Origin of the sequence: Bradyrhizobium sp. SZCCHNR1002, from assembly GCF_032381435.1 — a bacterium.
Taxonomy (GTDB): domain Bacteria; phylum Pseudomonadota; class Alphaproteobacteria; order Rhizobiales; family Xanthobacteraceae; genus Bradyrhizobium; species Bradyrhizobium aeschynomenes.
In genome coordinates this window covers 1,419,720-1,437,419 of record NZ_JAUHIS010000001.1, presented here as the reverse complement: position 1 = coordinate 1,437,419, position 17,700 = coordinate 1,419,720, and the positions used below count along the sequence as shown (strand labels likewise).

Sequence of the window (17,700 nt, the reverse complement as noted above, 5' to 3'; positions counted from 1 at the left end):
ATCGAACCGCCATCATGCCCCTGCATCTGATCAAGCTGGCCGTCGGCTGCGAGTCGGTCAAAGAGCTCAAGGAATGGATCGCCGAGCGCATGCTCGCGGCCAAGAAGAAGGGCCTGCCGCAGCAGCACGTGCACGTCACGCGGATGACGCCGAAACGGGTCGAGGACATTCTCGGCGGCGGCTCGCTGTACTGGGTGATTCGCGGCGAGGTCGCTGCGCGCGAGAAGATCGTCGGCATCGAGCCGTTTCGCGACGGCGACGGCATCGGACGCTGCCGCATCATCATGCAGCCGAGGGTGATTGCCGTGTCGCCGCGGCCGATGCGCCCGTTCCAGGGCTGGCGCTATCTGACCGCGGAGGATGCTCCCGCCGATCTCGGCAAGGCCAGCGCCGCCGGCGTCGAGGCCATGCCCGAGCCGCTGCGGCGCGAGCTGCGGGATCTGGGGCTGCTGTAAGGGCGCGAGTTCCAATGCTGGCGTGCCGCAGCTCACTCTCGAACAGAACCATCCGCTCCGCGATGCCAGTTGCTGCGCCCTCGGCCCTTGCGGGAGAGGGCATCACCGGCCCATCCACATACGCGATCGGGTGAGGGGTATCTTTCCGCAAGAAAACGTGTGGAGAGATACCCCTCACCCGACCGAGCCCGCCGTGCTGTCTACATGCCTTCTCCCGCAAGGGGAGAGGGCGCAGTCATTTGCACCTCGCAGACGGTGTAACCCGCCTGTTCTGGTTCCGGCGCTTGTGCCGCTTCCTCTCGCGATTCTCACGCCGCGATGTTGTCGATCAACCGCGTGGTTCCGATCTTGGCTGCCACCAGAATCCGCTTCGGCCCGGACTCCTTGGGTCCGATCGGCGCCAACGTTTCCGCGTGGCGGACCTCGAGATAGTCCAAGGCAAAGCCGGCTTCGGTGATCGCGGTAGCGCCATCACGAACCGCCTGCCGCATGTCCTCGCCCGCGCGCAGCCGCGTCGCGATCTGCTTCAGCACCCGGTGCAGCGTCGGTGCAACAGAGCGCTGCTCTGCACTGAGATAGACATTGCGCGAGGACATCGCGAGACCGTCGCGTTCGCGCACCGTGCGGGAGCCGACGACGCGCACGCCCAGATCGAGGTCGCGCGCCATCTGTGCGACGACGCGGAGCTGCTGATAGTCCTTCTCGCCGAAGATCGCGACGTCGGGCCGGCATTGCGTGAACAGCTTGGCGACCACGGTCGCCACGCCGCCGAAGAAATGCGGCCGGAAGCGATCCTCCAGTCCGGCCAGCGCCGCGCCCTCGGGCACGATCCGCGTCACGAAGCCGTCCGGGTACATCGCCTTCGCGTCGGGGTGCCAGATCAGATCGACGCGCTCGGCCGCCAGCTTTCCAACATCCTCTTTCCAGGTACGCGGGTACGAGCCGAAATCCTCTGTCGGCGCGAATTGAGTCGGGTTGACGAAGATCGAGACGACGACCTTGTCGGCGCGGCGCTTCGCCAGTCGAACGAGCGAGATGTGGCCTTCATGCAGCGCCCCCATCGTTGGCACGAGCGCGATGCTGGCTTTTCGCGCACGCAAGCCGTCGAGCTCGCGTCGGAGGGCTGGAATGGTGCGGGCGACATGCGGGGGTCGTGACATTTTTGCTCGATCTCACAGCGAAAAAACGCGGATTTTCTGTTCGGCCTTGACGCTCGGGCGACTGCCTTTCACAAGAACGCGACAAGCCGCTCAGCTTACTTGAATACGCCTGTTAGCACGTCTCCGCAGCAAATGCGGAGTTGGTAAACGCGCGCGTCAAGTAGTAGCGGAGGATGCGTCCCCCGTGGGATTCACGATGATGATGCATTTCACTTGACCGCAGACGACCGTGACTCGAAGATGATCGTAAGGGGTCGAACACATGCTGGTGCAGACTAGCCAAGGACAATCGGGCTCGGCCCACGTGGTTGTGCTTGGAAACGAGAAGGGCGGGTCTGGCAAGTCCACCACCGCCCTGCACATCGCCGTTGCACTTCTCAAGGCTGGCCAGCGCGTCGCCACCATCGATCTCGACTGTCGTCAGCAGAGCTTCACCCACTACATCAACAATCGCAGCGCCTGGGCCCGCCGCACCGGCCTGCGCCTCGAGCTGCCGACGCATTATTGCATCCAGCTCGGCCAGACCTTGCAGATCGACGAGAACGAGAACACCGAGTTCCAGCAGTTCATGGAGGCGGTGAGTGCGGTCGAACGGTCGTTCGATTTCATCGTCATCGATACGCCCGGCAACGACAGCTACCTGATGCGTCTCGCGCATTCGATGGCCGACACGCTGGTCACCCCGATCAACGACAGCTTCCTCGATTTCGACGTGCTCGGAACGGTCGACGCCGCGACCTATGCGGTGACCGGGGAGAGTCACTACGCCGAGATGGTGCGCGACGTCCGGCGCAAGCGCCGCCAGATCGACGGCGCCATGACCGACTGGATCGTGGTCCGCAACCGGCTGTCGATGCTCGGCTCGCGCAACAAGCAATTGGTGGCCGAGGGCCTGAAGGATCTGTCGCTGCGGCTCGGCTTCCGCGCCATCGACGGCTTCGCCGAGCGGGTCGTGTATCGCGAGTTCTTCCCGCGCGGGCTGACTGCGCTGGACGACATCGACGAAGCGACGCTCGGCACGCGCCCCAATCTCGGCCATGTCACGGCGCGGGAGGAGGTCACGAGCCTGCTGCGCCAGCTCAAGCTGCCGCTCGACGAGCGCGGCCGCCGCCGCGCCGCCAACCGGGCCGAATGGTTTGCCCAGGTCGACAAGCCGCTCGACCTGCACGACATCATCAGCGCCTGAACCCGTCGGCGGGGCGCGACCGCTGCGACCTCGCGCCAGTCCGATGGCCGTCATCCCGTCGTCGTCATCCTGATCAGTGAGCTGAGCCGGCGGTTGCGGCCTGAGACATCGTGCGCATTGAATGAGCGCCGACGCTTCGGCTAGTCGTCAGTGCAACGGGATCCGGCGATCGTGGTGCAGGCCGTCGGCCGGGCGGCTGGATTTGTCTCAGGTCAACGCCGAAGCCACAGTTTTCGCTAGATTACCGTCAAATTCATGACTGATTTGAACCCGACGTTGAGGGTTCACGTCACATGGGAAGGGCGGATGTGACGGTATGCTGCACAGCAACTAGGTGCGCCGCACAACGAACGGGCGATGGATACACAACATTTAGCCTTCCTGTCACAGCCCCGTTACATATATTAGACACCACGGGTCACGAGAGTCTTACAGGTCTTAAACTACCTTTGATTGTAGCTCCCGAGGAACGAACATGAAGCGTGGAATAACCGTCCTGTTGTCCGTCAGCGTGCTGGCGGCCGTCGGCTACTTCACTGCCAGCAAGTGGGCGATCCGGCACGAAACCGTCAGGTTCTATGACGCCTCCCGCGGCAATCGCCTCGTCGAGGTCGCCGTGGCCATCCGGCGTGACAAGGAGATGCAGGCCGAGGCCGGCATGATCAAGCTTCCGGTGGCGATCCTCAATCACGGTAATACCGTCAAGTTCACCGAGTACTCGTTCGTGGCCAACGTGTTTGCCGCCCGCGGCTACATGGCGGTGAGCATCCAGCATGACCTGCCGACCGATCCGCCGATGGTGACCAAGGTCGGCGAGCCCTATGTCGGCCGCCTGCCGCAGATCCAGCGCGGCGTCGCCAATATCCGGTTCGCCGTCGAGCAGATGCGCCAGCTGCAGCCGAATGCGGACTACGACCACCTGACCATGGTCGGCCATTCGATGGGCGGCGACATTTCGATGTATTTCGCCAAGCAGTATCCCGACGACGTCAAGAAGGTCGTCACGCTCGACAATCTGCGCGTTCCCTTCGTGACCGACGGCAAGTTCAAGATCCTGTCGTTCCGCTCCAAGGATCCGCAGTTCAAGACGGATCCTGGTGTGATCCCGAGCGACGACATCTGCGAGAAGGAAGGCATTACGGTCGTCAACACCGACTTCCAGCACAATGACATGCGTGATACCGGGCCCGACGATGCAAAGTCGTCGATCCAGGCCATGCTCGACAAGTTCCTGGCCGACAGCGACAGTTCCAGCGCCATCGCGCCGGTGAAGACCAGGACCCCCTTGCTCGATCCCGGCCCGGTTCCGCCTTATGCGCCGGTCGGCAAGGCCGCGGCCCCAACCAAGGCGCTGACGAACTGATCGTGCGGGCGCGAGGCGCGATCAGCTAATCCCGAGGACATGCTCGGGATGCGTCGGGCGCCTCTGCGACGTGACCCGAGACTTGGCCCAAAGACTTGGCCCAAAGACCTGGCCCAAAGACCTGGCCCGAGCGGCTGCGCCGCTCATTGAAGCTGCCGGGACGCCTGCCCACATCATGCGCATCCAAGCAGGTGCGTGCGCATGGTCCAGGGGCCTTTCAAATCCAGTTCCGGCTCGATCACCTCGCCGGATGATGGAACCGACAGCCAGCGGTTGCCTGAAACCGAGCGGTCCAGCGCCGCCGCGATCGCAGATTTCGTTGCACAGGCCCGCGCCGTGGCTGCGTCCGGAAGCCGGGGCCGCCTGGTCTTTGCCCTCGATGCGACCCTGAGCCGGCAGCCCACCTGGGACATGGCTTGTGCGCTGCAAGCCGAGATGTTCCGCGAGGCCGCGGCTCTGGGCAGTCTCGATGTGCGGCTGGTCTACTACCGGGGCTTCAACGAGTGTCGTGCGACGGGCTGGATCTCAGACAGTGCCGAGCTCGCCCGCCTGATGGGCAAGATCGATTGCCGGGGCGGCAAGACCCAGATCGGCAAGGTTCTCGCCGAGGCCCGCCGCCACGCCACCTCGGCGCGGATCCGCGCCGTCGTCTTCGTGGGCGATGCCATGGAGGAAAACGTCGACGAGCTCTGTGCGCGGGCCGGCGAGCTCGGGCTGTTGAAGGTCCCGCTCTTCCTGTTCCAGGAAGGCAACGACCCCGTTGCCGAACAGGCGTTTCGCGAGATGGCCCGGCTGTCCGGCGGGGCGTGGTGCCGGTTCGATCCGGGCGCCGCCGCTCAATTGCGGGATCTGCTGCGCGCGGCCGCAGCCTACGCCGCGGGCGGCCGTGACGCGCTGCTCCGCCTGGCGGCGTCGGAGGGCGGGGCGGCACGCCTGATCGGGCAGATGAGATGAGCATGGTATCGGACGAGCGCGGTCGGCTGGCGCGACACGCCTGTTGAAGCCATCAGCGTCACACCGGGCCGGTCATGCTTTTTGTCGCGACAGGCCCTATATTCCGCCGATGACACTGATCGCGGGCGCCGTCGCCGTCATCACCCTCTATTTGTTGCTGCAGATGTTCCGGAACGCCAATCCGGCGGCCCTGGCGCGCGCGATCAAGTTCGCCGGAGGCATCGCTTGCCTCGCAGTGGCGGCCTTCACCGGCCTTCGCGGCGAGCTGGTCGTGGCGATTCCGATCGGGTTGTTCGGGGCAGGGCTGCTGGGCTGGTCGCCGGGCGGTCTCGGCAATGTCGGCAGCATGTTCGGGCTGGGCGGAGCGCGCTCCTCCGGTCAGAGCTCGCGGGTGCGCTCGCCCGCGATCGAGATGATGCTCGACCATGACAGCGGCCAGCTGCAGGGCCGCTTCGTCGCCGGCGCTCATGCCGGCCGTGCGCTGGACGAGTTCGATCTGCCGCAGCTCGCAGCGATGCTGCCAAGCCTCGACGCCGACAGCGTCTCGCTACTTGAAACTTATCTGGACCGCCGGTTTCCCGCTTGGCGTCAGCACGCGCAGCGCGACGCGGCAGGGGGGCAGCGCCGCGCGGCGTCGAGCTCCAAAATGACGGCGGAGGAGGCCTATCAGATCCTTGGCCTGCAGCCGGGCGCGGGGCGTGACGAGATCGGGCGTGCCCACCGTGCGCTCATGAAGAAACTGCATCCCGACCAAGGGGGGTCGACGTATCTCGCCGCCCGGGTGAACGAGGCCAAGGATACTCTGCTTCGTACGCATCACGGCTAACTCCGGCAACGCCACCAACGCCACAACACCGAACCCGCTTCCACCGCAGTGAAACGACGCCTGCTGCTCTCGACTTCGTCAGGCGCGATCATTCGTCATGGTGAAAAAGTTCTAGCGGCAATTCCTTGACGAGTGGTTTTCACCGGTTGGGCCGACGCACTGCCGGGGCTGTCCGCAAAAGAAAAGGCCCGCGCGTGTGTCGCGCGGGCCTCATCGGCAGCTATGGTGATGTGCGCTAGTTGTGCACGGTCATGCAGGAGATGTCGGCGCGCTTCAGCTTCTTGCACACCGCTTCGGCCTGATCGCGATCGAGACCGGCGAAGCGGGCGCGGATCAGCGTCTTGTCACCTTTCGAGATGGTCTCGGTGAACGGATCCGCCTTGCTCAGCAGGCCCTGCGCCGAGCTGCGCGCGGCCTCGATCCGCTTCTGCGCCTCGGCCTCGCTGTCGAGCGCGCCGACCTGGATGATCCAGCCGCTACGTGCCACGGCGGAGCGAACCGGAACCTCTGCAGCAGGGCTGGCGGACGCCAACTGCGTCGGCGGCTGCGACGGCGGGGCGGGAGGCGCAGCATAGGCCATGGCCTGCGACGAGGCGGGCGGCAGGCTGGAGGCCGGCAGCACGCCGAGAATGCCGTTGCCGGTGCCGTGACCCGCAGGCTGCGGCGGCAGCTCGGGACGCGGGGCCTCGGCGCGGACGATCGGCGGCGCCGGTTCGATGGCCTCGACGCGCTGCGCGAACGGCGCGGGAGCAGGGGCAACCGGCTGCGGCGCGGCGGTGGCGAGCTTCACGGCGCCAGCCTTGACCTGAACCGTCCGGACCTTGACCGGCTTCATCGGCTCGGTCGAGCCGGGAACGAGCGACATCGGCTGGTTCTGGATCACCCCGGAGGTCATCGGGGCGGGCTCGACCCTGGCCTCCTTCGGCGCCGACGGCGGCAGCGCCGCGGTCGCTTCCGAGAGGGTCGACATCAGCTTGGCGGCGCGGCTCGGCGCCGGCGTCTCCGGCGCAGCCGAGGCGAGCTGGACGGTGCCCTGGTCGGCGCTGTCGCCGGCATCTGATCCGCCGCGCTCGCCGATCGCCGCCACGGTGCGGCGGGTCGCGCCCTTGTCGAGATTCTCGGCCAGCAGGTTGCGCATGATCGCGTCGCGCGAGCCGCCGCTGCGGCCGCCGAGCACGACGCCGACCAGATGGCGGTTGCCGCGACGGAGCGAGGTCACGATGTTGAAGCCGGAGGCGCGGGTATAGCCGGTCTTGATGCCGTCGATGCCCTCGACGCTGCCGAGCAGGTGGTTGTGGTTGCGGATCGACTGGCCGCGATAATTGAACACCACCGTCGAGAAATAGCGATAGTAGCGCGGGAAGCGGTCCTGGATCGCGCGGCCGAGGATCGACTGGTCGCGTGCCGTCGTGATCTGGGCGTCGGCCGGAAGACCGGAGGCGTTGACATAGGTGGTGCGGCTCATGCCGAGCGAGCGCGCCTTGCGCGTCATCATCTTGGCGAACTCGTCCTCGTCGCCGCCGATCGCTTCCGCGATGACCACGGCGGCGTCGTTGGCCGAGCGCGTCACCAGGCCCTTGATCGCATCCTCGACGCGGATGCTCTGTCCGGGGCGCAGGCCGAGCTTGGTCGGCGACTGCTCGGAGGCGTGCTCCGACACCGGCATCTCGGTATCGAGCTTCATCTTGCCGGACTCGAGGCGCTCGAACAGCAGATAGAGCGTCATGATCTTGGTGAGCGAGGCGGGGTGCCGCAGCGCGTCCGGATTGGTCGCGGTCAGCGTCGCGCCGGAATTGCCGTCGACGACGATCGAGGCGAATGCCGGGCTGTAGCTGCCCTCGTCATTGTGGGGGGAGTGGCGCGCATGGTGGTGCCGATGGCGCCGGCGCGCTTCCGCGCTGTCGACCGTGACCACTGCCGCCACCGTGAGCGTGAGCAGCCCGTAGACGCCAACCCGCAGCAGGCGCGAGGAAGCCAAGTTTTTGCGAAGCATGAAATCCCCGTCCAATTTCTGACGTGATCACCGGCCCGTAAGGCGAAATTGTGCCAAAACGCTCCCGTGATCTTGCCTGTCGGACCTCCAGTTTGCGCCTCGACGCGGTCATGCATCGAAGGGCCCGAACTGAGGTTTTGTTAAGACGCTGTTTTAGAACAGCTTTACGGTTCGGCCGACGCTGGCCGGGACCACAGGAGAGGTTAGGACGGTCGAGTTGCCAAAGGATTAAAGAAACCTTGCGCCGAACCCGGGGATTTCGGTCGAACTGGCCCGACGTGAAGCATCTGAGCCATTAGCAGACTTCGGCGTGAAGCAATGCCCATCATGGTGCATTGCACAAGATTCTTGCTTTCTATTGTGCGGTGCACTATATTGGGACTGCGTCAGGGAGCCGGGGCCTCCCTGCGGGCGCTAAAGTCAGGGAAAGGAATGCCACATGTTTAAGGTTGAAGACATTCAGAACTACGGCAAAGAGCAGTTCGAGACGGTCGTGAACTCCGCGACCACGGTCCAGAACGGCCTGCATGCGATCGCCACGGCCTATGGCGACTACACCAAGAAGTCGTTCGAGGACACCAAGTCGTTCGTCGAGAAGCTCTCGGGCGTGAAGTCGCTCGACAAGGTGCTCGAGGTCCAGACCGAATACGCCAAGTCGGCCTACGAGACCTTCGTCGCCGATTCGCAGAAGATCGCCGGCCTGTATTCGGACCTCGCCAAGCAGGCGTTCAAGCCGCTCGAAGGTTTCGCTGCCAAGTTCACTCCGCCGGCCGCGCATTGATCGCAGCCGTCGCGAGGTGACAGCTGAAAGCCCGGCTCGCGCCGGGCTTTTTTGTTGCTTGATGCGATCGGTGTTCCAGGCGGCGGCAGCTGCTATTTGGCGACACGCAGCTTCGACAGCGCGGTTCCGATCGAATTGAAGGTCGCCACGATCTGGCTCGAGCTCGTCAGCATGTAGAACTTGTCCGGGCTGCTGGCGCAGTTCTGCAGCACGGTCGAGGTCGCATCGGCGGGCGAGCTCGTGTTCACCTGGATCGTGTAGATCGTGTACATCGAATTGCCTTTGGCATCCTTGCTGTTCTTGAGGTTCGAGCAGAGCAGGGCCTGGCGCGCATCGATCGGATTGCCCGAGGCCTGGCTCGAGCCGTTGCCGTATTCCGGCCAGCGGTCCTCGGTGTTCAGGCCGTCCGACAGCAGGATGATGACCCGGTTGTAGGTGGTGTTGGCGTCCTCGGCAGGCGCCCCGAGCACGCCGTTCGGGATTAGCGATTGCACCGCCCAGGCCATGCCGATCGCCTGGTTGGTGCCGCCGGTCGGCTCCATGGCGTTGACGGCGCTCTTCAGCGAGCTCCAATTGTAGCTGAGCGGCACGATCTGGGCGAGCTTCGTTGAGGCGCTGCTGCTGCAGTACTGGGTGCTGTTCTCCATGTGCTGGTTGGCCGGAAACAGCGTCGTGACATCGGATGTCGCGGGCGAGACGGCGTTCGCGTCATTCGGCTGGGTGCGGTCGGCGACGCAGCCGGTCCAGGTGCTCTTGGCGTTGGCAACCCAGGTATGCGTGAAGGTGTTGACCTTGCAGACGGTGCTGGAATAGCTGCCGGTGCAGCTACAGGTGTTGTTCGGAATGTTGCTGCCGCTGGTCTGACAGCTGCAGTTGCTGCCGGTGCACCAGTTCACCCGGGTGCTGGTCTGCACGCTGGTCCAGCAGCCGTTATAGTAGCTGTGCGAGGCGGAATCGTAGCCGGGGCAGATGTACCCGTTGTAAGTCCCGCTCGATGGGATTCGGGAGGCACTGGAGCTTCCCGTTGTCGGCTCGCTGGCGCAGGAGAAGTAGGAGAAGCCGTTGCTGGACCTGAACGGACAGGACGATCCCGGTCCCACCATGTCCCACTGCGCCTGGGTGTAGCTCCCGTTCGGGATTGCGGCCTGATAGGAGCCGTTATTGGGCTGGATCGTGGGCGGATTCTGCCAATCGGTCCAGTCGATCCAGTCCTGGGCGTAGTTGTTGGCGCCGACGTTGACGACCTTGGCGAACGGAATGACGGAGATGTAGACGTCGCCCGGGGTCTTGGCGAGCGCGCTGAGCTGATCGATCAGGCCGCCGCTGCCGGCGACCGCGTTCTGCAGCGCCGTCATCTTGTTGCTGGAGGCCATCGAGCCGGTATTGTCGAGCGCGAGCGCGACGCGCATCTTCACGTCACCCCAGGTCGTGGTCGCCTTGGTGCTGAAGTCCATCGTCGGGAAGCCTGCGAGCTTCATGAACTGGGTGATGATCTGGCCGGAGGCGGTGAGCTGGATGTTGGACGCCGAGGAGCTGCTCGAAGCGGTATAGTTGGCGGTCACCGCGACGCTCTTGGCGTCCGCGCTGGTGTAGAGCGCCTTGAAATAGGCGGATGCCTTCGTTCCGATGTCGGCCGAGGTGATCGTTCCCTGGGCCAGATCGCGCGACAGCATCAGCGCGGTCGAATCCAGCGCGGCCTGCATCGACGATTTTGCGGCATTGGCGCGGCTGTAGTCGACGCCGGCGCCGACGAAGGCCAGGATCGGCAACAGTGCGATGGCAAAGGTCACCGCAATGTTGCCCCGGTTGTCGCGGGCGAAGCGTCGCACAATACGGCGGCAGAAGCGGACGAGGGTCGCAGCGGTCATGTCGCTCACCAATGATGATGTCTGCGAGCGATCTGGCGCCCCGATCCTCAAGGGTCGGTGAATCGAATCCTCGAAAAACGCTGCAAATCCCGCAGCATGGCGGCTCGTTCGCACGGCGCGCGGGTTCCCTGTCAACGCCCGGTGAATCGGCTTTGTAAAATGCCACCGGTTTGATTAACCTTTGGACTCATCGCCGGGGCAGGGAATCGGTCCTGCCGGAGCGTCGCTCCATCCATGGGGACGCGCTTGCGGCAAACCGGCCGCTGACCCATATTCCTGGGGTCGGTCCGATCGGGCCGGTCGGCAGGGACAGGCGATCTGGAACGCAGGACCGGGTGGCGGAAGCGGCCCGGAGGGGACAGTGCGGGAAACCCTTTATTGGTGTCCTCGCAACATTATCTAACGCGTGCAAGATGTCGCAGCCAAATTCCAGATTGAACCGATCCGCACCTAGGATGAGCAATAACGACAACAAGTCCGGTGGCACCGGGGGTCCGGTCACGTCCGTGATCACCAAGGTGAAACCGAAGACCAAACGCCCCAATCTCTATCGCGTTCTGATTTTGAACGACGATTACACGCCGATGGAATTCGTCGTTCACGTCCTGGAGAAGTTCTTCAACAAGGACGTCGAGGCCGCGACCAAGATCATGCTCCATGTGCACCATCATGGCATCGGGGAGTGCGGCGTTTTCACTTACGAGATCGCCGAGACCAAGGTGACGCAGGTGATGGATTTCGCCCGCAAGCACCAGCACCCGTTGCAGTGTGTGATGGAGAAAAAATAGGGCGGGTCTGCGCGGGGAGATCCGCCTGGCGCGAGCGCTCAATGGGCCGTCGCAGGTCCCTGCGGTCAGTGCCGCGAGATGGTCTGGTCCGGGGAATTACGGCCGGTGTGGCGTCTCGGTCCAAGCCGGATCCTTGCCCGGAGATCGCTCGCTGCGGCTGTCGCAGCCGGACGCGTCACAATCGGATGCGTCACAATCGGAACGGGTTTTGCATTGACGATCGAGTGAACGCGTAATCGAGCCGCCCGACCGGTCTTTTGTCGCACTCGGTTATAACTATATTTGACAAAGGTTGTTGTTGCCTGACCGGGCGGCGGCGATCATGATGGCAGGGGGCCACAGAGGACGCGCATGCCGACTTTTTCTCAAAGCCTTGAACAATCCCTGCATCGTGCGCTGGCGATTGCCAACGAGCGTCATCATCAATACGCGACATTGGAACATCTCCTCTTGTCCTTGATCGATGACAGCGATGCAGCGGCCGTGATGCGCGCGTGCAGCGTCGACCTCGACAAGCTGCGCGGCAGTCTCGTCAATTATCTCGAAACCGAGTTCGAAAATCTGGTCACGGACGGCAGCGACGACGCCAAGCCGACCGCCGGCTTCCAGCGTGTGATCCAGCGCGCGGTGATCCACGTTCAGTCGTCGGGCCGTGAAGAGGTGACCGGCGCCAATGTGCTGATCGCGATCTTCGCCGAGCGTGAGAGCCACGCCGCCTACTTCCTGCAAGAGCAGGACATGACGCGCTACGACGCCGTGAACTACATCAGCCACGGCATCGCCAAGCGCCCCGGCGTCTCCGAAGCGCGCCCCGTGCGCGGCGTCGACGAGGAGACCGAGACCAAGGGCAGTGAGGACTCCAAGAAAAAGGGCGAGGCGCTGGAAACCTATTGCGTCAATCTCAACAAGAAGGCCCGCGACGGCAAGATCGACCCGGTGATCGGCCGCAACTCCGAGATCAACCGCGCCATCCAGGTGCTCTGCCGACGCCAGAAGAACAACCCGCTGTTCGTCGGTGAAGCCGGCGTCGGCAAGACCGCGATTGCCGAAGGCCTCGCCAAGCGCATCGTCGACAGCGAGGTTCCGGAGGTGCTGTCGGCGGCAACCGTGTTCTCGCTGGACATGGGGACGCTGCTGGCCGGCACGCGCTATCGCGGCGACTTCGAGGAGCGGCTGAAGCAGGTCCTCAAGGAACTCGAGGCGCATCCGAACGCGATCCTGTTCATCGACGAGATCCACACCGTGATCGGTGCGGGTGCGACGTCGGGCGGCGCCATGGACGCCTCGAACCTGTTGAAGCCGGCGCTGGCCTCGGGCTCGATCCGCTGCATGGGATCGACGACCTACAAGGAATATCGCCAGCACTTCGAGAAGGACCGCGCGCTGGTGCGCCGGTTCCAGAAGATCGACGTCAATGAGCCCTCGGTCGAGGATGCGATTGCGATCCTCAAGGGCCTGAAGCCGTATTTCGAGGACTATCACCGCCTGAAGTACACCAACGAGGCCATCGAGGCCGCGGTGCAACTGTCGTCGCGCTACATCCACGACCGCAAGCTGCCGGACAAGGCGATCGACGTGATCGACGAGTCCGGTGCGGCGCAGATGCTGCTCGCCGAGAACAAGCGCAAGAAGACGATCGGCATCAAGGAGATCGAGACCACGATCGCCACCATGGCGCGGATCCCGCCGAAGAGCGTGTCGAAGGACGATGCCGAGGTGCTCAAGCATCTCGAGCAGACGCTCAAGCGCGTCGTATTCGGCCAGGACAAGGCGATCGAATCGCTGTCGGCCTCGATCAAGCTGGCGCGGGCCGGCCTGCGCGAGCCGGAGAAGCCGATCGGCTGCTATCTGTTCTCGGGTCCGACCGGTGTCGGCAAGACCGAGGTCGCCAAGCAGCTCGCTGCGACCTTGGGCGTCGAGCTGCTGCGTTTCGACATGTCCGAGTACATGGAGCGGCACACCGTGTCGCGTCTGATCGGCGCGCCTCCCGGCTATGTCGGCTTCGACCAGGGCGGTCTGCTGACCGATGGCGTCGACCAGCATCCGCATTGCGTGGTGCTGTTGGACGAGATCGAGAAGGCGCATCCGGATCTGTACAACGTGCTGTTGCAGATCATGGACCATGGCCGGCTCACCGACCACAACGGCAAGCAGGTCAACTTCCGCAACGTGATCCTGATCATGACCACGAATGCGGGCGCTGCCGACATGGCCAAGCAGGCCTTCGGCTTCCACCGCGCCAAGCGGGAAGGCGACGACCACGAGGCGATCAACCGGCAGTTCGCGCCGGAATTCCGCAACCGTCTCGACTCCATCGTCTCGTTCGCACACCTCAACGTCGAGGTGATCGGCATGGTCGTTGAGAAGTTCGTGCTGCAGCTCGAGGCCCAGCTGGCCGATCGCGACGTCACGATCGAGCTGTCGGAGCCGGCCAAGGCGTGGCTCATCCAGCACGGCTATGACGAGCAGATGGGCGCGCGTCCGATGGGCCGCGTGATCCAGGAGCACATCAAGAAGCCGCTGGCCGACGAGGTGCTGTTCGGCCAGCTGAAGGGCGGCGGCCATGTCCGTGTCGTCCTCGTCAAGGACGAGTCCGGCGTGGACGAGAAAATCGGCTTCGAGTTCGTCGAGGGGCCGGTCACGCCGAAGTCGGAGGTGCCGGCCGCGCGCAAGCGCAAGCCGAAGTCCGGCGGCGGCGGCCCGAAGGGGCCCGCGCCGAAGGGACCGCTGGTGAAGGCGTAACGCCCTGACGATACCATTGAATGAAAAGGCCGGCGTCTCGCCGGCCTTTTTGTTGGGCCTCTTCTCTTCAGCACTCGTCTATTTGGTCGGGAAAGCTTGGTCGAGACGCTCTCTCCCTTGGGCCGCGCCTCCGCCACGTCGTGTCGGCTTTGTTTTTCCGATCCTCGATCTGGAGGGGTGGACCGGGGCTCACGCCGCCGAATTGAGCGGCTTCGCGCGGTCGATCCGCTTGCGGTCACGTGGCGAATGCAGCGCGTTCCAAAGGTCTGTGCGGCGCTGGACGTTGAGCCAAAACTCCGCGCTGTTGCCGAACACGCGGGCGAGGATGAGGGCGGTGGCGGCGGTGACGTTGCGCTTGCCGTTGCAGAGCTCGTTGACGTGCTTGCGCTGCACACCCATCGCTGCCGCCAGCGCGGTCTGCGTCAGCCCGAGCGGCTGCATGAACTCCTCGACAATGATCTCGGCCACCGTCGCCGGCTTGCGTTTGGTCATCAGCATGGATGGGGCTCACTCGTAGCTGTGGTCATCAAGATAGAGATCGGTCGCCTCGCCGCGGCCGCCGTGCCAGCGAAACACCAGCCGCCAGCGCTTGTTGACGCGGATGCAATGAAAGCCGTCGAGATGGCCGCGCAGCTTCTCGAAATGATTGCTCGGCGGGGACCGCAAATCGCCGTCGGTGGCGGCATCGTCGATCAACTGGAGCTTCCGGAACAGCCTGTCTTCCAGATCCGCCGGGATTTTCTTGGACCTGACGTCGTCGACGAAGAACCGATGCAGCCAGTCATCCCGAAAGCTCACGATCATCGTGCCGCCCCGTTTGAGGCAATGTACCACCCTATGACACAGCCCGCAATGCTCCTCCATCTTTGCGAGGCTGAGGTGACGAACTGCGGAATGCATCTGATCCAGGATCACCCCGGCGCTGAGCATCAGGGGTGATAAGGGGCTCGCGCCTCAGGCCGGCTTGACGAAAAAGTAGACCGTCAGGCCGCAGCCGACCGCGATGACGAAGCGGCGCACGTAAGCCGGCGGGATGATCTGGCCGAGGCGTGCGCCGACGAAGCCGCCAAGCATGCCCGTGCACATCATCGTCAGCGTCTCCAGCCAATGCACGCGGCCGGAGAATGCGAAGATCGCCGAGGCCATGATGTTCATCAGCGCCGCCAACCAGATCTTCAGGCCGTTCATGGCGCGGATGTCGCGCATCCCGTAGAACACCAGAGCGGCCAGCATCAGGATGCCGATGCCGCCGCCGAAATAGCCGCCATAGATCGCGATCACGAACTGGACGGCCTGGATGGTCACCGGCCCGATCCAGCGCGCGCCGTCCTTCGGCGTGAAACGCATGCCGAATGCGAACACGGTGGTTGCGAACAGAAGCAGCCACGGCACCAGCCGGCTGAACGCATCCGATGGCGTCACCAGCAACAGCACCGCTCCCAACGTGCCGCCGATCAGGCTGATGATCGACAGCCGGACGAGGTCGCCACGCCACGATGCCTTGGGATCGTTCAGGATCTCGCGCGAGGCGAAGGCGCTGACGAACTGACCGGGGCAGAGCGCGACCGTACTCGAGGCGTTGGCGTCGATCGCGGGAATGCCGGCCGCGAGCAGGGTGGGGAAGGTCAGGAAGGCGCCGCCGCCGGCCAGCGCATTGACGATGCCCGAGCCGAACGCGGCGAGCGCGAGCAAAGCGAGCATCATCCAATCGGCCATGGCCTATTCGCCCTTCAACCGCTGGCCGTCCTGGACCCGCACATGCTCGGCGCCGCGCGCGCCGGCCGGCGAGAGGCGCAGCATGCTCAGGAATGCGCCGACCAGGGCGAAGCCGACCCCGGTCAGGAGCGACAGCCGGGTGCCGTCGACTGGATCAATCGCGAGGAACATGGCGACCAGCGCGGCGCCCGTCGTTTGACCCAGCAGGCGCGCAGTGCCGAGCATGCCGCTGGCGCCGCCGGCGCGCTCGCGCGGCGCGGCCGCGATCATGGTGCGGTTGTTCGGGGTCTGAAACAGGCCGAAGCCGCAGCCGGCCAGCGCCATCCGCCAGACGACGTCCCATGACGACGGCTCGCGCGGCAGCAGGCCGAGCGCGCCGAGCCCCAGCGCAAAGATGACGAGGCCGACGCCGCCGAGCAGGCCGGCCGGCACCCGCTCCACCAGCCGGCCGGCGATGGGGGCGGTCAGGCCGACCGCGATCGGCCAGGGCGTGATCAAGAGGCCCATCTGCACCGGCGAATAGCCGAAATGGCTTTCGAGATAGAAGGGAATGGCAACGAAGGCGAGCATCTGGCCGCAGAACGACGAGATCGAGGTCGCGATCGACAGCGCGAACACCGGGATGCGCAGCAGATCGAGCGGCAGCAGCGGCGAGGCCATGTGCGTCTGCCGGTACACCAGCCAGACGCCGGCCGTGACGGCGACGACGAACTCGATGGCGCAGGTGACCAGGGCCTCGCCGTGACCGAGGCTGTCGACGGCGGCGATGAGGAAACCGAAGGTCACCGCGCTGAGCGCCGCGCTCTGCCAGTCGAACATGTGCGACGCGCGCGGCGTGTGCGGCAGGAAGCGGAAGCCGAAGACGAAGGTGACGATGCCGAGCGGCACGTTGATCGCGAACAGCCAGGGCCAGCTGCCGACCGCGAGGATGCCGGCGGCAATGGTCGGTCCGACCGCAGCCGAGACGGCGACGACCATCGCGTTGATGCCGATGCCCCGACCGAGCAGCGCCTGCGGATAGGTGAAGCGCACCAGCGCCGAGTTGACGCTCAGGATGCCGGCGGCGCCAAACCCCTGCAGGATGCGGGCGAGCGTCAGCAGCAGCAGGTTGTCAGCCAATGCACAGAAGGCGGACGCAGCCGTGAACAGCACGAGGCCGGCGAGATAGACCCGGCGATAGCCGATGATCTCGCCGAGCGAGGCGAGCGGCAGCAGCGAGATCGTGACCGCGAGCTGATAGCCATTGACGATCCAGATCGAGAAGGCGGGGCTCGCATTGAGGTCGCGGGCAATCGTCGGCAACGCCACATTGGCAATCGCGCCGTCGACGACCGCGAGCACGATGCCGAGGGCGATGGTCACGATCGCCCAGGTCCGCTGCGGCAGCGGCAGGCCGTCGGCGTGCAGGACCCTGATCGGCGATGTCATGGCGCGGGCTCCGGCGGCAGCCGGGCCGCGGAAAGGGGACGGGAACGGGCAACCGCAACGCACAAGTCCCGTTCCAGACCGGCGGATGGCGCCGACGCGTCACCGCCGCCTGGGGCGGACCTGGATGGCCTTGAGATAATTGACGGCGGCTTCCGCGTCGGCCCGATCGAACCGGAAGCTCGGCATGTCCTTGTGGATGGTCGAGAGGCCGCTCTGCAGTCGCTGGGCAAAATCGTCGTCGTAGAGTTTGCTGTCACCAAAGGTCCGGAACGGTGGCGCGTCGGGATGCGGGCTCGCGCCGGCGGGACCTATCGCATGACATCGGCTGCAAAGGCTTTGCAAGAGCGCTTTTCCTCGCCTCTGCTCGCTGTCCAGTGCATGGCTGGCCGTGGAGGTCATGAGCAGCAGCAGGCACGCGGAGCCAATTCGTCGCATCATCA

The 17,700-nt window shown here is 64.8% G+C and carries 16 protein-coding genes; 8 read left to right on the top strand and 8 right to left on the bottom strand.

The features are described 5' to 3' along the window. Positions 1-14 precede the first annotated feature (14 nt). Positions 15-455: a DUF1489 domain-containing protein gene (locus QX108_RS06470; RefSeq protein WP_315780354.1), complete on the top strand. Its 441-nt coding sequence runs from the start codon at positions 15-17 to the stop codon at positions 453-455. Between the two features lie 308 nt (positions 456-763). On the opposite strand, the gene panC is transcribed toward QX108_RS06470, so the two are convergent. Continuing rightward, positions 764-1,615: a pantoate--beta-alanine ligase gene (gene panC / locus QX108_RS06465; RefSeq protein WP_315780356.1), complete on the bottom strand. Its 852-nt coding sequence runs from the start codon at positions 1,613-1,615 to the stop codon at positions 764-766. A 262-nt stretch (positions 1,616-1,877) separates the two neighbouring features. Between panC and QX108_RS06460 the strand changes: the two genes are divergently transcribed. From QX108_RS06460 to QX108_RS06445, 4 genes are all read left to right on the top strand, one after another. After that, positions 1,878-2,801, top strand: a complete 924-nt coding sequence (locus QX108_RS06460) for a division plane positioning ATPase MipZ (protein ID WP_172113951.1) — start codon at positions 1,878-1,880, stop codon at positions 2,799-2,801. Between the two features lie 475 nt (positions 2,802-3,276). Then, positions 3,277-4,164, top strand: coding sequence for an alpha/beta fold hydrolase (locus QX108_RS06455; RefSeq protein WP_172132772.1), 888 nt, complete (start codon positions 3,277-3,279; stop codon positions 4,162-4,164). 201 nt (positions 4,165-4,365) lie between these two features. Further along, positions 4,366-5,118, top strand: coding sequence for a VWA domain-containing protein (locus QX108_RS06450; RefSeq protein WP_315780359.1), 753 nt, complete (start codon positions 4,366-4,368; stop codon positions 5,116-5,118). Between the two features lie 109 nt (positions 5,119-5,227). Next, positions 5,228-5,944, top strand: a complete 717-nt coding sequence (locus QX108_RS06445; protein ID WP_315780361.1) for a DnaJ domain-containing protein — start codon at positions 5,228-5,230, stop codon at positions 5,942-5,944. Positions 5,945-6,179: 235 nt separating this feature from the next. On the opposite strand, the gene QX108_RS06440 is transcribed toward QX108_RS06445, so the two are convergent. Next, a complete protein-coding gene (locus QX108_RS06440) occupies positions 6,180-7,937 on the bottom strand; it encodes a serine hydrolase (RefSeq protein ID WP_315720609.1) in 1,758 nt (585 codons plus the stop codon). A 439-nt stretch (positions 7,938-8,376) separates the two neighbouring features. Between QX108_RS06440 and QX108_RS06435 the strand changes: the two genes are divergently transcribed. Next, entirely contained in the window at positions 8,377-8,718 is a 342-nt protein-coding gene (locus QX108_RS06435; protein WP_172113956.1) for a phasin family protein, read from the top strand. A 92-nt stretch (positions 8,719-8,810) separates the two neighbouring features. Here QX108_RS06435 and QX108_RS06430 read toward each other — a convergent pair whose 3' ends face one another. Further along, positions 8,811-10,586, bottom strand: coding sequence for a pilus assembly protein (locus QX108_RS06430; protein ID WP_315720608.1), 1,776 nt, complete (start codon positions 10,584-10,586; stop codon positions 8,811-8,813). A 455-nt stretch (positions 10,587-11,041) separates the two neighbouring features. Here QX108_RS06430 and clpS point away from each other — a divergent pair, with 455 nt between their 5' ends. Further along, a complete protein-coding gene (gene clpS, locus QX108_RS06425) occupies positions 11,042-11,374 on the top strand; it encodes an ATP-dependent Clp protease adapter ClpS (protein ID WP_008960690.1) in 333 nt (110 codons plus the stop codon). Positions 11,375-11,725: 351 nt separating this feature from the next. Next, positions 11,726-14,116: an ATP-dependent Clp protease ATP-binding subunit ClpA gene (clpA, locus tag QX108_RS06420; protein WP_315720607.1), complete on the top strand. Its 2,391-nt coding sequence runs from the start codon at positions 11,726-11,728 to the stop codon at positions 14,114-14,116. Positions 14,117-14,305: 189 nt separating this feature from the next. Here the strand turns inward: clpA and QX108_RS06415 are convergent, their stop codons facing one another. The 5 genes from QX108_RS06415 to QX108_RS06395 all read right to left on the bottom strand — a co-directional run bounded on the left by QX108_RS06415 (position 14,306) and on the right by QX108_RS06395 (position 17,695). Further along, positions 14,306-14,614 carry a HigA family addiction module antitoxin gene (locus QX108_RS06415; RefSeq protein WP_315780364.1) on the bottom strand — a complete coding sequence of 103 codons (309 nt, stop codon included), beginning with the start codon at positions 14,612-14,614 and terminating at the stop codon, positions 14,306-14,308. 9 nt (positions 14,615-14,623) lie between these two features. After that, the gene (locus QX108_RS06410; RefSeq protein WP_315780366.1) at positions 14,624-14,920 is read right to left on the bottom strand and encodes a type II toxin-antitoxin system RelE/ParE family toxin; all 297 of its coding nucleotides are present in this window, start codon (positions 14,918-14,920) and stop codon (positions 14,624-14,626) included. Between the two features lie 150 nt (positions 14,921-15,070). After that, entirely contained in the window at positions 15,071-15,832 is a 762-nt protein-coding gene (locus QX108_RS06405) for a sulfite exporter TauE/SafE family protein (RefSeq protein WP_315720604.1), read from the bottom strand. A gap of 3 nt (positions 15,833-15,835) precedes the next feature. Beyond that, positions 15,836-17,260, bottom strand: a complete 1,425-nt coding sequence (locus tag QX108_RS06400; protein WP_315780368.1) for an MFS transporter — start codon at positions 17,258-17,260, stop codon at positions 15,836-15,838. Positions 17,261-17,359: 99 nt separating this feature from the next. Then, positions 17,360-17,695, bottom strand: a complete 336-nt coding sequence (locus QX108_RS06395) for a cytochrome c (protein WP_315729268.1) — start codon at positions 17,693-17,695, stop codon at positions 17,360-17,362. Between the last annotated feature and the right edge of the window lie 5 nt (positions 17,696-17,700).

Excerpts from the sequence above, each read along its gene's own strand:
- QX108_RS06445 (WP_315780361.1), top strand. The coding sequence starts at position 5,228 with ATGACACTGATCGCGGGCGCCGTCGCCGTCATCACCCTCTATTTGTTG.
- QX108_RS06415 (WP_315780364.1), bottom strand. The coding sequence starts at position 14,614 with ATGCTGATGACCAAACGCAAGCCGGCGACGGTGGCCGAGATCATTGTC.
- QX108_RS06440 (WP_315720609.1), bottom strand. The coding sequence starts at position 7,937 with ATGCTTCGCAAAAACTTGGCTTCCTCGCGCCTGCTGCGGGTTGGCGTC.
- QX108_RS06405 (WP_315720604.1), bottom strand. The coding sequence starts at position 15,832 with ATGGCCGATTGGATGATGCTCGCTTTGCTCGCGCTCGCCGCGTTCGGC.
- QX108_RS06460 (WP_172113951.1), top strand. The coding sequence starts at position 1,878 with ATGCTGGTGCAGACTAGCCAAGGACAATCGGGCTCGGCCCACGTGGTT.
- QX108_RS06470 (WP_315780354.1), top strand. The coding sequence starts at position 15 with ATGCCCCTGCATCTGATCAAGCTGGCCGTCGGCTGCGAGTCGGTCAAA.
- QX108_RS06395 (WP_315729268.1), bottom strand. The coding sequence starts at position 17,695 with ATGCGACGAATTGGCTCCGCGTGCCTGCTGCTGCTCATGACCTCCACG.
- QX108_RS06400 (WP_315780368.1), bottom strand. The coding sequence starts at position 17,260 with ATGACATCGCCGATCAGGGTCCTGCACGCCGACGGCCTGCCGCTGCCG.
- clpA (WP_315720607.1), top strand. The coding sequence starts at position 11,726 with ATGCCGACTTTTTCTCAAAGCCTTGAACAATCCCTGCATCGTGCGCTG.
- QX108_RS06455 (WP_172132772.1), top strand. The coding sequence starts at position 3,277 with ATGAAGCGTGGAATAACCGTCCTGTTGTCCGTCAGCGTGCTGGCGGCC.
- clpS (WP_008960690.1), top strand. The coding sequence starts at position 11,042 with ATGAGCAATAACGACAACAAGTCCGGTGGCACCGGGGGTCCGGTCACG.
- QX108_RS06430 (WP_315720608.1), bottom strand. The coding sequence starts at position 10,586 with ATGACCGCTGCGACCCTCGTCCGCTTCTGCCGCCGTATTGTGCGACGC.
- QX108_RS06450 (WP_315780359.1), top strand. The coding sequence starts at position 4,366 with ATGGTCCAGGGGCCTTTCAAATCCAGTTCCGGCTCGATCACCTCGCCG.
- QX108_RS06435 (WP_172113956.1), top strand. The coding sequence starts at position 8,377 with ATGTTTAAGGTTGAAGACATTCAGAACTACGGCAAAGAGCAGTTCGAG.
- panC (WP_315780356.1), bottom strand. The coding sequence starts at position 1,615 with ATGTCACGACCCCCGCATGTCGCCCGCACCATTCCAGCCCTCCGACGC.
- QX108_RS06410 (WP_315780366.1), bottom strand. The coding sequence starts at position 14,920 with ATGATCGTGAGCTTTCGGGATGACTGGCTGCATCGGTTCTTCGTCGAC.